Source organism: Arthrobacter sp. MYb213 (assembly GCF_002979915.1).
Lineage (GTDB): Bacteria > Actinomycetota > Actinomycetes > Actinomycetales > Micrococcaceae > Glutamicibacter.
Window position 1 is genome coordinate 385,857 of the sequence record NZ_PCQA01000002.1, and the last position, 14,535, is coordinate 400,391.

Consider the following 14,535-nt stretch of genomic DNA (forward strand, 5'->3'; position numbering starts at 1 on the left):
TAGCCAACCCCAGAACAGCTCACCGTGAGATTGAATAGATGCATGACTTCTGATTCGATGACCGCCGGCGCACCGCTGGCTGCAAAGATTCCAACCACCCGCGAATTCCACGGCGACTCATTCACCGACAACTACGAATGGTTGCGTGAAAAGACCAGTAATCAGGTACTTGACCACCTGAAAGCCGAGAATTCGTACACCGACTCGGTCACCTCAGATCAAGAGCAACTGCGCGCCGATATCTTCGAAGAAATCAAGGCACGCACCGTGGAAACCGATTTGTCGGTCCCCACGCGTCGACGTGGCTGGTGGTATTACACCCGCTCAGTTGAGGGCAAGCCGTACACCATTCAGTGCCGCGTCAAGGCCGAGGATTCAGTTGATGCGCGTAAAGATTGGACGCCACCGGAAATCGACCCGGTACAGCCACTTGAAGGCGAGCAAGTACTACTCGACGGCAATGAGCTGGCAGAAGGTCAGTCGTTCTTCTCGCTTGGCGGCATGGCCATCAATGAGCCAAGCAACCTGCTGGCCTATTGCATCGATACTCAGGGAGATGAACGTTTCACCCTGTACATCAAGGATTTAGAAACCGGTCAGCTACTTCCCGACGTTATTGAAGGCGTGTTCTACGGACTGACCTTCTCCCCGGACTCATCCACCGTGTACTACCTGGTGGTAGATGACACTTGGCGCCCACATCAGGTGCGTGCACATAAATTGGGGACCAACCCAGCCACCGACACTGTCATCTTCCAAGAAGATGACCCGGGCATGTGGCTCGGCTTTGATCTGAGCACAGATCACCAGCAGCTTTTGATTTCCAGTGGCAACTCCGAATACGCCGAGACCAGCGTCCTAGATTTGAATGACCCGCAGGCGCAGGTTCGACTACTCGTACCGCGTTCACTGCGACTGCTTCACGGGGTGGATCTGCTACCGGGCGCCGATGCTCGTGCGGTGATCACCCACGATTACCAGGCCCCCAATAATATGGTGTCCCTGGTGGAGCTCAGCGAGCTAGGCGCCGATACCGATCCGGCTAGTTGGACCACGGTGTTGGCTCACGAATCAACGGTGAAGGTCGAAGGGACGGCACTGACGGCAACTCACCTGGTACTTTCGGTGCGCCGCGATACCTGCGAACGAGTGCAGCTGATTGCGTTGGAGTCTTTGGGCACCGATTCCCAGCAAGCGATTATTGAGCCAGCCTTTGACGAAGAACTCTTTACCGCGGCGGCGACCTTCGCGAACTTGGAAGCACCGCTGATCCGCATTGGATATACCTCGGACTTCACTCCTGCGCGGGTCTATGATCTGTGGCTCAATGACCTGGAATTGGTACTGCGCAAGCAAACCCCGGTCAATGATTATGATTCGGCGCAATACCTGTCCACTCGTGAATGGGCCACCGCTGCCGACGGCACCAAGATTCCGCTGACTGTGATGCGTCGAGCAGATTTGGATACTTCTGTCCCTAACCCGGTTTTGCTTTACGGTTACGGATCCTACGAGGCCTCGATGGACCCAGGCTTCGGAATTCCACGACTGAGTGTGCTGGACCGCGGAGTCATCTTTGTCATCGCCCATGTGCGGGGCGGCGGCGAACTGGGACGCGACTGGTACCTGCAGGGTAAAAAACTGACCAAGAAGAACACCTTTACCGACTTTGTCGATGCAACTAACTACCTGATCGACACCGGTTGGGCCGACCCAGCACGGATTGTGGCGTTAGGCGGCTCTGCCGGAGGATTGCTGATGGGTGCCATCGCTAACTTGGCCCCGCAGCTATACACCGCGATCATTGCTCAGGTTCCCTTTGTGGACCCACTGACTTCAATTCTTGATCCAGAACTTCCGCTATCTGCTTTGGAATGGGAAGAGTGGGGCAACCCCATTGAGGATAAGGAAGTGTACGACTACATGAAGTCTTACTCCCCTTATGAGAATGTCACCGCCGTGAATTACCCACGGATTGCCGCGGTTACCTCGTTGAATGACACCCGAGTGCTCTATGTTGAGCCAGCTAAATGGGTGGCCAAGCTGCGCGAGGTGGGCACGGGCAGTGAACCGATCTTGCTGAAGACCGAAATGGAAGGCGGGCACGGCGGCGCTTCGGGTCGCTACGAAGCGTGGAAGAACCGCGCGTGGGACTACGCCTTCGCCTTGGATGCCTTAGGCAAAAACACCGGCTCAGCCAAGTAGCTCGCGAAGCGAACTCTACAAGCGGCGGCCTGCAGGACCTAGTGAGGATCACTCACTAGGTTCGGCGGGCCGCCGTGGTCTTTAACTGCACGTTGCGCGGTGCAGGGACAGTCGACGCAATCATAAAGATTCTTCGGCTTAATTCGACCCACGTAGAGGCCTGCTCACGGCTAGGTTTCGGTTTCGGGACTCAAGAAATTCACGCCTTTGTGACGCCTGCCATTAGACAGCAGGGCTTGATATGGGTCACAATCTAGTATTACCTAATGATCGTTCGGTAACTAATTCGGCGGAGGTCCCTATGAGCGAAACCCAAATAGACAAAGCATTGCCCCACGCAATCTTGCACAACGACTATGCAACCCAGTGGATGGGCATCGAAGTTGTCGAGGTCAGTGACGGTTACGCGGTCATTACGATGACACTGCGCCAAGAAATGCTTAACGGTTTTGGTATCGCTCACGGTGGCATGATCTTCAGCCTTGCAGACACCGCCTTCGCACTGAGCTGCAACCCTGCCGAAGGTTCCAAGGACACCATCACCGTGGCCTCCGGAGTGGACATCAACTTCCTCAAGCCAGGAATTCCTGGTCGATTGTTGACTGCTACGGGCCGCCGAGTCTCCCAGCAAGGCCGCAGCGGGATCTATGACATTACCGTCACCCAGCCCACGAATGATGGCGGTACCGAAACCGTAGCCGAATTCCGCGGCCGTTCACGTACCGTCCCGCAGCCTAAAAAACGCTAAGCATTCGCCACCACACGAAAGAATGAGCATGTCACAGACAACTGACCGCGATAACCTGCCTAATCCACTGGATCCTGAAGAGACCATGAGCCGGGACCAGATCGAGTCGATTCAGCTCACCCGTCTCAAAGAGACTCTGGACTATGCGTACACCAACGTTCCTTACTACAAGGACAAATACGACACCGCCGGTGTGCACCCTAGCGACTTGAAGGAACTGGCAGATCTGAAGATCTTCCCTTTCACCGAAAAAGAAGATCTACGCAAAAGCTACCCCTTTGGCATGTTCGCTGTTCCACAGCACCAGGTAGCGCGCATCCACGCATCTTCAGGAACCACCGGCCGAGCCACGGTGGTTGGTTACACGCAGCAGGACCTCGATGACTGGGCCAAAATGGGTGCACGTTGCTTGCGCCTGTCCGGCGTAAAGCCCGGCTGGAAGGTTCACAACGCGTACGGTTACGGCTTGTTCACCGGTGGAATGGGTGCGCACGCCGCAGCCGAGCGCCTAGGCACCACCGTCATTCCGATGTCTGGCGGACAAACCGATAAACAGATCACCATGATTCAGGACTTCGAGCCGGATGCCATCTTGTGCACGCCGACCTACCTGTTGACTATCGGCGACGCGATGCAGCGTGCGGGACTTGACCCACGCAAAACCTCCTTGAAGGTTGCCGTATGTGGCGCAGAGCCGTGGACCGAAGAAATGCGTCACGAGCTGGAAGAAATGTTCGGCATTGATGCCTGCGATATTTACGGGCTCTCCGAGGTGATGGGCCCAGGTGTGGCCGGCGAATCTGGCGAGCTCAAGGACGGAAGCCATATTTGGGAGGATCACTTCCGCCCAGAAATCGTTGATGCTTATGACTCAACGAAGGTTCTTGGCGACGGCGAACACGGTGAACTTGTTTTCACCTCACTGACCAAGCAGGCCTTGCCTATCATCCGTTACCGCACCCATGATTTGACCCGGTTGCTGCCCGGTTCGGTTCGCCCAGGACACCGTCGTATGGGTCGTATTACCGGACGCAGTGACGACATGATCATTCTGCGCGGCGTGAACCTCTTCCCAAGCCAGATCGAAGAGCTCATCTTGAAGTTGCCGGCACTCTCACCACACTTCCAGCTGGTACTCACCCGCCCGGGCCGCATGGATCAGCTCGCGGTCAAGGTTGAGCGCCGCGCCGGGATAAGCACCGAGGAAGCTACCAAGGCCGGCGGCGAGTTGGGCAAGCTCATCAAGATCCATGTTGGTTCTTCGTGTGCCATTGAAGTTCTTGACCCGGAGACGCTGGAGCGTTCTATGGGCAAGCTCAAGCGCATCTTTGACATGCGAGACAAGTAAAGTCCACCTAGCGTGGGATAATTAAGGGATCATGAAACTTATCGAAAAATCGCGCACGCCAGTGAAGCGCGGTCGCCCCGGCTACGATCAGGATTCCGTACTTCGTATTGCTGTCGAAGCTTTTAACGAACACGGGTATGAAGCGACGTCGATGGGTAAATTGGCGGACCGGCTGGGTATCAGTAAGTCCGCCATCTACCACCACGTTTCTTCGAAAGAAGATCTGTTGCGGCTCGCCCTTGACGAGGCACTGATTCCTTTGGAAGCTGTCATCGATAAGGTTCAGGTACATCAGGGAAGTGCTGATGAGCGCTTAGATTTCTTCTTGCGGGCCACCTTCCGCATTTTGATTTCCAAGCGTAGCTACGTCACCTTGCTGTTGCGCTTGCGCGGTAATACAGAGCTTGAACGCAATGCGTTGGATCGCCGTCGCGCTATGGACCGTCAGCTGGCACAGCTGGTCACCGAAGCGCAGAGCACCGGCAGGCTTCGCGAGGATCTTGATCCTCGGGCTACCGCCCGCTTGCTGTTCGGTCTGATCAACTCCGTTGTGGATTGGTTCCGCGAAGATGGTCCAATTGAGGCCGAAGATCTGGAAAACCAGGCAATCACCTTGGTCTTTGACGGATTGCACCCCACACAGAAGTAATTTCATAGCCTCGGCCCCGGCTCCTGATGCGTTTTTACGTTACAGGAGCCGGGGCCTAACTATGTTCTATGTCGCTTCGCAGTACCGAGCTATTCGTCTTCACAGGTTTCGGCGATAGCATCAATAGGGTGCATTTTGCACCTACCCGATCATTTCCCAGTCAAACTTAAAGAAGCGTCGTGGAAGAACTTTTTTACACTCTTTTCTCCCAGCTGCCAGGTACTGAATCAGGCACGCAGGTTGCACTCTATGCACTAAGCGCACTTCTCTCGGTGGTCGCATGCATTCTGTTGGCGCATCGTAACGACCTAGGTTGGTGGGCGCAGATCCTCGCGGTCTTCGCCGGACCCCTAGTCATTGCCATGCAGTACGACATGCTGTTCTTGATCTACGCGATCCCTGCGCTGCTTGTCGGCGTCTTCGGCCTTTGGCGGTTCTCCCGTTATAGCTTCCAGGGAAAGTTCACGCGGCAGGTCACCCGTTCCCCGCTGGGTCTTTCGGCAATCATCACCACGGTGCTCGGCATAGCCGTGTTGACCGCGCTTCACCTAGGTGAAATGCTCACCACTGGTTTTGCTTTCACCTCCGGGACCGGAACCATCTGGGTTTCTTACATCACCGAGGCCGCGGTCTTGATGGCCTTCTTCTTGGTTGCTCAAGGCATCCGCTCCGGCTGGCTGCTGATGGCGCTAGCCTCGGCCGTTTATGTGGCAACCCTGTTCACTAACAACCCGGCCTTCGCGTTGTTGTTCGTTTGGGTATTCATGGTCATCGCCTCGCTCTACGCGTGGTTCATGTGGCGCGTACTGCCACGCCGTGATGCCACCGCACAGCTAGCTGATCACCAGGCCGTCACCGAATAGGCCCTAATCCTCGGATACGCCAAAAGGCGGTGGCTACGGAAATTATTTCCGTAGCCACCGCCTTTTCGTTACCAACCGGGCGAGTACTAGTCCTGCCAGTTAGCGTAGGTGGTGTCTTCCTTCTCCACCAACGTCAGCACGTCGTAAGTCGCGACGATCTCATCGTTTTGATTATGCAAGATGGCATCCCATGCGACCTCACCGTACTCGTCGGTGACGCGCGGGGTGATCTTCTTCGCGGTCAAGGTCACTCGTACCGAGTCTCCGGCGGCCACCGGCGTGATAAAGCGCAGGTTTTCCAACCCGTAGTTCGCCAGTACGGGTCCCGGAGCTGGCTCCACGAACAGTCCTGCTGCCCAAGAAACTAGGAGGTAGCCGTGGGCTACGGTTCCTGGGAAGAACGGGTTAGCTTCAGCAGCCTTTGGATTTACGTGTGCGTAGAACGTGTCACCGGTTTCGTTGGCGAATGCGGTGATCTCCTGCTGATTTACCTGACGTAGATCCGAAGCTAGACCGTCACCGATTTTCAGTTCAGCCAATGACTTACGGAACGGGTGTACGTTACATGGCTGAGCGCCAAATTTTTCGCTGCCCGCAAGCTGCTGAGCGGCACCGGTGTGCCAGACGCCGGTCAGTGCGGTGAGCATATTTGGTGAGCCCTGCACGGCGGTACGCTGCATGTGGTGCTTTACCGAGCGGATACCGCCCAGTTCCTCGCCGCCGCCTGCACGGCCCGGACCGCCGTGGACCAGGTGTGGAACCGGTGAGCCGTGACCGGTGGTGCTGCGTGCGGTTTCACGGTTCAGAATGTGCACACGCCCGTGATGAGCAGCAATACCTAGAGTCAGGGTGCGCATGACTTCTGAATCGTTAGTGCAGACCGTAGCAACCAGCGAGCCAGCTCCCATAGCTGCCAATTCAATGGCTTCATCCACCGAGTCGTAGCCAACGACCGAGCAGACAGGCCCAAAGGCTTCACGCGAATGCAAGATCGGATTGCGCGAATCGGCCCAACGCAAGACCAACGGCGACATGAAGGCGCCTCCTTCGGCCAGTGCGTCACGCTCAGGTGCTACGCGAACTACCGGTGCGTCCAAATTACCGAAGGCTAGCTCGCCACCGGCATCAATCATGTCCTGTACCGCAGCACGCACATCATGCATCTGCTCCACCGAGGCGAGTGCGCCCATGGTGACGCCCTCAACGCGCGGATCTCCGAGCACTACTCGCTCATCTATACGTTTGCCAACGGCTGCGATCACCGCGTCTACCTGTGCGGCAGGGACAATGTTGCGACGAATCGCAGTACATTTCTGTCCGGCCTTTGAGGTCATTTCGGTGACTACAACCTTGACGAAAGCGTCAAACTCTGCGGTGCCTTCTACCGCGTCCGGGCCCAGGATTGCGGCGTTCAGCGAGTCGGTTTCGGCGCTGAAACGTACACCGCCGTCAATCACATTCGGGTGTGACTTCAAGCGGCTGGCGGTAGCGGCCGAACCGGTGAAGGAGAACATGTCGCGGTAGTCCAGGTGATCCATCAGGTCTCGGGCAGAACCGGAGATCAGCTGCAAGGAGCCTTCGGGCAAGATGCCGGACTCGATGATCATGCGCACGGCAGCTTCGGTTAGGTAGCCGGTGGGTGTTGCTGGTTTCACAATGGTTGGCACACCAGCGATGAAGGCCGGAGCAAATTTTTCAAGCATTCCCCACACCGGGAAGTTGAACGCGTTAACCTGCACGACCACACCTGAAATGGCGGTGTAAATATGTGAGCCGAGGAAGGAACCATCCTTGCTCAGTGGTTCGGCGGTACCGTCAATGATGACGTTGCTGTTGGGAAGTTCGCGGCGGCCCTTTGAAGAGAAGGTGAAGAGCACACCGATGCCACCATCGATATCGACCATTGAGTCAATTTTCGTGGCGCCGGTCTTATAGGAGACATCGTAGAGGTCTTTACGACGCTCGTTGAGGTACATGGCAAGCTCTTTGAGCTTCAAGGCACGCTCGTGTAGCGAAAGGCTGGACAGTTCACGCTGTCCGACGCCACGTCCGTATGCCACGGCTGCCGCGATATCTAGTTTTCCACCGGTGACGGTGGTGATGAGCTCACCGGTGTTGGCATCGAGAACCTCGGTGCCTCCGGCTGCTTCGGGGGTCTGCCATTGCCCGGCAATGAAACTTGGGACCACACCAATCTGGGATGTCGACATCGACACAATTCCTTCCTGAACGATCGGTCAGTATTACCATTAACAGTAACAGCACCGCGTGATCGAAGACACTCAGGAGACGAAACAATGACAAAAGAGTCATCAAGCAACCCAGCACTAGAGCCATGGATCATCGAGCTTGGCTCACTAGATCAGAAGATGGGAGTTGAAATCCTTGAAGAATCCGTGCAGAAAGTTGTGGCGCGCATGCCGGTAGCGGGAAACACCCAGTCCTTCGGACTGCTGCATGGTGGCGCTTCGCTGGCGGTCGGCGAAGCGGTAGGTTCATGGGCCGCGGTGAAGTATGCCTCGACCTTTGGCAAGGTAGTGGTCGGCGTGGACGTTAATGCCACCCATCACCGCTCGGCCACCGAAGGTTATATTTTTATTACCGCCACGCCGATTAAGTTAGGACGGCGCATGACAAGTCACGACGTGGTGATCACCGATGAGCAAGAACGCAGAATCTGCACCATGCGGATCACCAACCTAGTGATTGACAAGCCAAAGCACTAAGTCAGCTTTAGCTCTTTGACCAGACTCCAAGTTCGTTGCCACTGGGGTCTGCAAAGTGCAATCGGCGTCCACCGGGAAACTCATAGGACCCCTGCACAATGCGGCCGCCAGCTACGGAGATCGCCTGCTTGGTGACATCTAAATCCTTGGAGTACAGCAGGACCAGCGGTCCCCCGGCGGGCCGTGGCTGCTCGGCGAGCGCTAGTCCGCCAACTTCCTCGCCGTCGATGGTGGAAGAGAGAATGCCTGCGTAGTTGGGGCCGTAATCTTTGAAGGACCAACCGAATGCTCGCGTATAAAAAGCCTTGGCCACTTCCATGTCGGTGACGGTCAGCTCGATGTAGTTGAACGCATGGTGTAGTAGATGAGTGCTCATGCCGCGAGCATACAACGCCCGTGAGTAACTGTCACGGCTTTGGTTGCCGGGCCAAAATTTGAAGTTGATCTAGGTCTTCGCTTTGCATGCCGCAGGAGGATAAGAAATCTCTAGCGCTGCCCAACCACTGTAGGAACTCTTGTAGCCCCTGCGCCCGCTCGGCGATGTTGCGACGCAGTTCAGGTTCGTTTTGGTACGACTCATAGGGGTGCTTTCTAGGGGATACGCGGTGCCATTCATTGATGCCGCGTACCGCCAGCTCATCATGCGCCACGATGTCTTCGCGGCGGCCCGCTAGGTCCAGGAGCAGCGTTGCGATAAGTCCTGAACGGTCTCGTCCGGCGGAGCAATGAATGACCGTACCGTGTTCTGCTGTTTCACTCAGCGCCTCGAAGACCGCGCGCAGCTGAGCCCCAAATTCTTCACACACCAGCCGGTACATGTTGGTGTGGTTCATATACGGCACCGCGACCGAAGCAAAGCGCTCATTGTCCGAGGTTTCCAAGGGCAGCTCTAAAACCTGCACTCCTTCGACACCTTCGTGGTCCACCACCGGGTCATGTTCACGGCGTTTGATTTCCCCGGGATTGCGCAGGTCGATGACGCAAGCTATTCCATCCCCGCGCATTTGTTGCCAGCCCAGGTCCGTGAGCCATTCATGACGTCCCATGCGGTAGAACGCCCCGGCAATCCAGCGCGCATTAACTGCGCCCTCCCAAAACATATCGTTTGGCAGTGGACGATATTCGGGAACAGATCTCATAGAACCCATTGCATCACAGAGAATCGATACTGTAGAGTTCAAGTCATTGGCAAGTGCCAATTAGTCTACGAAAAGGAGGGGTAACAATGAGTGCTTTGTTCCCAATCAAGCAAACACCCCTACTTTTCAAGGACTTAACGTGTCTTCATACTCCGCAGAGTTCGCCAATCTAGACGACTCACAATCCTACGTTCGCACACGACGCTCACCGCGCCTTTGGAACGAATCCACCATCGATGATTTAGGCTCCGAGCAACGCTATTCCAGCTGGCCATTTATCGAAAAACTTGCCCGTGGCCCGCAACCCTACCCAGCTTGGATCATTGAGGACGCGGCGGCCATTGATACCGAGCTGGGTGTACTCAAAACCGGCAAGGAAGGCGATGTCTTCCTTGTTGAACGAGCCACCACTGAGCGCAGCGTACTTCTTGCAGCTAAACGCTATCGACGTCGCGAGCAACTTCAATTTAGTCGCTCGCAGTCTTATACCGAGGGGCGTGCCGCACGGCGCTCGCGCGATAACCGCGCCGTCAGCAACAACTCTCTCTATGGGCGTGAAGTTGCGGCTCTGCAGTGGGCTAACGCCGAATGGTCATATTTACGTCGATGCCATCAAGCAGGCATCCCGGTCCCCTACCCGGTACAAATCGACGGGACCGAAATCCTCATGGAATTCATCGAAGATCCGCTGAATCCCTCGGCCGCCGCACCGCGACTGCATCAGCTAGCCCGCCACGACCCACGGTTGGCCATCTTATGGGATCAACTGGCAGAGACCATGGAGAAATTTGTGACATTGGGACTAGCCCATGGAGACCTCTCGGCCTATAACCTACTTGTCGCCGGCGAGCGCTTAGTAGTTATCGACGTGCCGCAGTGCGTGGATTTGGCAGGCAATGCGCAAGGCTTGGATTATCTTCATCGTGACTGCGTGAACATGTGCGAATGGTTTACCGCCAAGGGTTTGCCGCGAGACGCCGATTCACTGTTCACTTCGTTATTGGCGAGCATGTTTGCCTAAAATTGCCGGTTAACGCAGGATCCGCCCCGTAGCTCATCCCGAGCTTAGAGGCGGATTTTGCGGCACTCAACGCGCCGCGCGCTAGGACTTAGCCCAGGTTGGAAGCACCGAACGCTTCCAGGTGGCATTGATAACGGCTGCGGCCGAACCGTACCAAGCTAGGAATGCGGTCAGCAGGCCCAACCAGCCGCCAAGTGCGTGAATTGCATGGATCCCACTGAAGGCTCCAATGGACAGGGCGAAGAAGGTCAAGGTGACCACGACGAACACTGAAATTAGCACGCCATTGGTGCGCAGGGAGGCAATGGTCATGTACACGCTGAAGATTGCCCATGCCAACAAGAACGCTCCGAGACCCACAGAACCGGCAGCTTCGGCGACCGTTGGGTTGGTTTCCAACCACCAGAAGCCCAGCCAGAAGGCTCCATAGGAGGTAAAGGCCGTCGCGCCAAAGACATTGCCCTTGATAAATTCAATGATGCCGGCCAGAATCTGGGCGATACCACCGTAGAACAATGCCAGGGTCAGAACCACGGAACCTGCTTCGGGAAGAATTCCCGCATTGGCAAGACTCAAAACGAAGGTCGTCAAGGCAAAGGCACCAAGTCCCAGGGCGGCCGGATCTGCCATGGTGTCTTTTGCTGGGCTTGCGGCAGAGATTGCCTCGGGAACCGGTGAGTTTGCTGGTCGTGTCAGTGTTGCAGTCATGCGTGGCACTCCGTTGTGTTGTCCTGATCATTGCTCTTACCTCAGCCCGTGACCCGCGTCACGAACCCTTAGCCTGTATCCTAAAATGAGGGTGGTATGGCTCACTACCACCTAAAGGAGGTAGTCGGTAATGACCGGAAATGCGCACGAGATTGCCCTACTCGAACGCACCTTGACCACCTTGGTGGCAAAGACAGGTTTCCCCGTCGCCTTTGGTGGATTCGCGAAGCCCTCCGGCACCGAGCTGACATCTTTCGCAGGCACTCGCACCGGCGCGCTGCGTGGTCTGGTGATTAAATCCGGGCAGGGTTTGGGTGGATTAGCACTGGCCAGACGTCAGCTGACAGCCACCGGCGCCTATCACGAGTCCGCAGAAATCATCCATAGCTATGACCGCGAGGTAGGTGGCGAAGGCATCTTGGCTTTGCTAGCGGTGCCCGTGGTTGTTGATGATCGTGTACGTGCGCTGATCTATGCCGGAGTGCGTAATCGCACCGAGATGGAGCACAGCACGCTAAGTCTCGCAGCGAACGCTGCACGCAGATTGGCGTGGGAGCTATCCGTGCATGAAGAAACCCAGCGACGCATGGCGGTACACGACAGCCACCGAGGCCCGCAGACCGCGGACACCGGTCCTACACAGTATGATTTGGCGGAGTTATATGCCGAGCTACGTGAGATCTCCAAGCTGGTCAGCGACCCAGAGCTGGCGACACGAATCGATGTGGCCAGTGCGCTCTTGCGTCCAGTTGCCGAGCAACCGGCCATTGCAGGGGGCACTGAGCTATCGCCCAGAGAGCTTGACGTGGTCACCCATCTAGCTTTGGGTAAAAGAAATGCGCTGATCGCTACGCACTTGGGAATAGCCGAGAGTACCGTGAAAAGTTATCTTGCATCGGCCATGCGAAAGCTCGAAGCCACAAACCGTTTCGAAGTGGTTCTGCTGGCCAGACGCCAAGGACTCATTCGCTAAAGTCGTGACCAACAGCCGAAGTGCTGCAGGCTATTTGAACTCAAACCCCTGTTTTTCACAGGCCTTCTTGAAGGCCGCTTGATCACTAATCTGCGGCGAGCCTGACTGATCAACGGAAACGGCCTGACGGATCTGCTCGGTGGTTGCCGCCGCACCATGTTCGGCGGCTTTCGTAAGATTTGTGCGGCCTTGATCTCCGGTAGTAGCTATGGCACCACCAAAGTGGATACACGCGGTATTCCCATCCGGATCCTGTTGCCGAAAGTCAGCCAAAGAAGGTCCTCCACAGGCGGACAACGACAAACCTAGAACTAGCAGCAGCGGCAAAATTTTCTTCACCACGCCATCATACGTATTGCGCGCCAAGCTAAGACATCGACTCGGGCAGGCATAAGTATTTGGATTGAACTTGAGTTTAATGACGAAGAGCCTGACGAGGAGTGATGCACCGCCTCGTCAGGCTCTTTTCAAAGCTCAGTGTTACTGCTGCGACCAATCATAAAAACCCTGGCCGGACTTCCGTCCCAGTTTCCCTTCGGCCACCAGATCCCGCAAGATCTGTGGTGGCGCAAAACGATCCCCCAAGGTCTCATGCAGGTATTCGGCGATACCTAGGCGGACATCCAGGCCGACAATGTCGGTGGTCTTCAATGGGCCAGTCGGGTGCTTGTAGCCAAGCACCATCGCGTTATCGATATCCTCGGCACTAGCCACGCCCTCTTCAACCATGCGCATTGCCTCTAAGGCGATAGCCACACCTAATCTAGAGGACGCGAAGCCTGGTGCATCATTGACCACCACTGCGGTTTTGCCCAGGGACTGAACCCAACCGCGCGCTGCCGTTTCCAGAGCCGCGTCGGTTTGTTTGCCGATGACTACCTCGATAAGTGTCGAGGCCGGTACCGGGTTGAAGAAGTGCAGACCAATGAAGTTTGCTGGGCGCTGCAGTTTTTCGGCCAGCCCCGACACAGACAACGAAGAAGTATTCGACGCAAGAATAGCCTGTGGGCTAAGTACCGCTTCTACCGCTTGCAAGGAAGAAATCTTCAGATCCCAGATTTCGGGAACCGCTTCAACTACTAATCCGGCCGCCGCAAAATCGGCGTACTCGGTGCTGGTAGCAAACCGTGCCAGCAATACCTCACGGGTCTCTGATACCCCGCCGCGAGCCAACGATTTATCTACCGACTGCGCGACTCGCTCATAAGCGGCCTGCGCCGAGGGCTGATCACGTTCAACCACCGTGACCTTGGCTCCGCTGATCAAGAACGCGTGGGCAATACCCGCGCCCATGCGCCCGCCACCGAGCACCCCAACGTGCTCTGGCAAATTATTTGGGATCACATCATTGCTCATGTGCTTACTTCTTCTTTCGGTCGAGGAAGGACTGCATCCGGTCAAATTTTGCTTGGGACTCAAAGAGCATGCCCTGCGCGAGTGTGTCGATGACCGGGTGAACTTCACGTGGGGAGTGGAAGACCGCCTTGGTAATCCGAACCGCCAAGGGATCTTGTGCACCGATCCGGTCGGCTAGTGCATCTACCGCACCGTCCAGCTGCGCTGCGTCGTGTAGTTCGGTAATTAGTCCCACTGCTAAGCATTCGCTGCCGGTAAGTACCTTGCCTGCTAGCAGGATTTCTTTGGCCACTGGCTCGCCAACGAGTTCTTTCAACCGCCACGTTGCTCCGGCCGCAGCCATAATACCCAGGTTAGTTTCCGGGTTGCCCATGCGTAGCTCTTCGGTACCCAAACGGAAGTCTGCGGCGTAAGCCAGCTCGGCTCCCCCACCCAGTGCATATCCATCGAGTGCCGCAATCACCGGCATAGGCAGCTTGGCGATCCGGTCAAAGATCGAGGAGTTGATCCCGGCCAGCGCATCATCACGACGGCGTTCACGCAGTTGCGCGATATCTGCACCAGAGGCAAAGATTCCCTTGGAACCTTTCGGCTTATCCTCGGTTGGAGCTTGCCCCGGGGTTCCAGCCAAGATGAGGATCTTCGGAACGCGCTCCAGATAGCTGCATACCGCGTGTAGCTCGTCGACCATCTGCTGGTCTATCGCGTTGCGCACCTCAGGTCGGTGGAGTCGAACCCAAAGCCGGTCAGTGCTTTCGGAAACCTTCAGGGTACTAAAATCATTAGCATTCATGGTCAT

General features: G+C 56.2%; 15 protein-coding genes. 8 read left to right on the forward strand and 7 right to left on the reverse strand.

Features of this window, described 5'->3' with window-relative positions:
* Positions 1-42 precede the first annotated feature (42 nt).
* The 5 genes from CQ011_RS06185 (at position 43) to CQ011_RS06205 (ending at position 5,813) form a co-directional block, all read left to right on the forward strand.
* Positions 43-2,205, forward strand: a complete 2,163-nt coding sequence (locus CQ011_RS06185) for a S9 family peptidase (RefSeq protein ID WP_105675657.1) — start codon at positions 43-45, stop codon at positions 2,203-2,205.
* A 301-nt stretch (positions 2,206-2,506) separates the two neighbouring features.
* Entirely contained in the window at positions 2,507-2,953 is a 447-nt protein-coding gene (gene paaI, locus CQ011_RS06190; protein WP_105675659.1) for a hydroxyphenylacetyl-CoA thioesterase PaaI, read from the forward strand.
* A 28-nt stretch (positions 2,954-2,981) separates the two neighbouring features.
* The gene (locus tag CQ011_RS06195; protein WP_105675661.1) at positions 2,982-4,301 is read left to right on the forward strand and encodes a phenylacetate--CoA ligase family protein; all 1,320 of its coding nucleotides are present in this window, start codon (positions 2,982-2,984) and stop codon (positions 4,299-4,301) included.
* Positions 4,302-4,332: 31 nt separating this feature from the next.
* On the forward strand, positions 4,333-4,950 hold the full coding sequence (locus CQ011_RS06200; protein ID WP_105675663.1) for a TetR/AcrR family transcriptional regulator: 618 nt from the start codon (positions 4,333-4,335) through the stop codon (positions 4,948-4,950).
* A gap of 179 nt (positions 4,951-5,129) precedes the next feature.
* Positions 5,130-5,813 (forward strand): nicotinamide mononucleotide transporter, encoded by a 684-nt coding sequence (locus tag CQ011_RS06205; RefSeq protein ID WP_105675666.1) that lies wholly within the window; start codon positions 5,130-5,132, stop codon positions 5,811-5,813.
* 86 nt (positions 5,814-5,899) lie between these two features.
* Here CQ011_RS06205 and paaZ read toward each other — a convergent pair whose 3' ends face one another.
* On the reverse strand, positions 5,900-8,023 hold the full coding sequence (paaZ, locus tag CQ011_RS06210; protein WP_105675668.1) for a phenylacetic acid degradation bifunctional protein PaaZ: 2,124 nt from the start codon (positions 8,021-8,023) through the stop codon (positions 5,900-5,902).
* Positions 8,024-8,110: 87 nt separating this feature from the next.
* Here paaZ and CQ011_RS06215 point away from each other — a divergent pair, with 87 nt between their 5' ends.
* Positions 8,111-8,539 (forward strand): hotdog fold thioesterase, encoded by a 429-nt coding sequence (locus CQ011_RS06215; RefSeq protein ID WP_105675670.1) that lies wholly within the window; start codon positions 8,111-8,113, stop codon positions 8,537-8,539.
* 7 nt (positions 8,540-8,546) lie between these two features.
* On the opposite strand, the gene CQ011_RS06220 is transcribed toward CQ011_RS06215, so the two are convergent.
* Entirely contained in the window at positions 8,547-8,915 is a 369-nt protein-coding gene (locus CQ011_RS06220) for a VOC family protein (protein WP_105675672.1), read from the reverse strand.
* A gap of 31 nt (positions 8,916-8,946) precedes the next feature.
* Positions 8,947-9,678, reverse strand: a complete 732-nt coding sequence (locus CQ011_RS06225; RefSeq protein ID WP_181148007.1) for a tyrosine-protein phosphatase — start codon at positions 9,676-9,678, stop codon at positions 8,947-8,949.
* A 139-nt stretch (positions 9,679-9,817) separates the two neighbouring features.
* Here CQ011_RS06225 and CQ011_RS06230 point away from each other — a divergent pair, with 139 nt between their 5' ends.
* Complete coding sequence (locus CQ011_RS06230; protein ID WP_105675676.1) at positions 9,818-10,699, forward strand: serine protein kinase RIO; 882 nt, start codon at positions 9,818-9,820, stop codon at positions 10,697-10,699.
* An 81-nt stretch (positions 10,700-10,780) separates the two neighbouring features.
* Here the strand turns inward: CQ011_RS06230 and CQ011_RS06235 are convergent, their stop codons facing one another.
* Positions 10,781-11,407, reverse strand: coding sequence for an acetate uptake transporter (locus CQ011_RS06235; RefSeq protein WP_105675678.1), 627 nt, complete (start codon positions 11,405-11,407; stop codon positions 10,781-10,783).
* Between the two features lie 130 nt (positions 11,408-11,537).
* On the opposite strand from CQ011_RS06235, the gene CQ011_RS06240 reads away from it, so the two are divergent.
* Positions 11,538-12,380 carry a helix-turn-helix transcriptional regulator gene (locus tag CQ011_RS06240; protein WP_105675680.1) on the forward strand — a complete coding sequence of 281 codons (843 nt, stop codon included), beginning with the start codon at positions 11,538-11,540 and terminating at the stop codon, positions 12,378-12,380.
* Positions 12,381-12,410: 30 nt separating this feature from the next.
* Here CQ011_RS06240 and CQ011_RS06245 read toward each other — a convergent pair whose 3' ends face one another.
* The 3 genes from CQ011_RS06245 to CQ011_RS06255 all read right to left on the reverse strand — a co-directional run bounded on the left by CQ011_RS06245 (position 12,411) and on the right by CQ011_RS06255 (position 14,535).
* A complete protein-coding gene (locus tag CQ011_RS06245; RefSeq protein WP_105675682.1) occupies positions 12,411-12,719 on the reverse strand; it encodes a hypothetical protein in 309 nt (102 codons plus the stop codon).
* A 141-nt stretch (positions 12,720-12,860) separates the two neighbouring features.
* Positions 12,861-13,736, reverse strand: coding sequence for a 3-hydroxyacyl-CoA dehydrogenase family protein (locus CQ011_RS06250; protein WP_105675684.1), 876 nt, complete (start codon positions 13,734-13,736; stop codon positions 12,861-12,863).
* A 4-nt stretch (positions 13,737-13,740) separates the two neighbouring features.
* Positions 13,741-14,535 carry an enoyl-CoA hydratase/isomerase family protein gene (locus tag CQ011_RS06255; protein ID WP_105675686.1) on the reverse strand — a complete coding sequence of 265 codons (795 nt, stop codon included), beginning with the start codon at positions 14,533-14,535 and terminating at the stop codon, positions 13,741-13,743.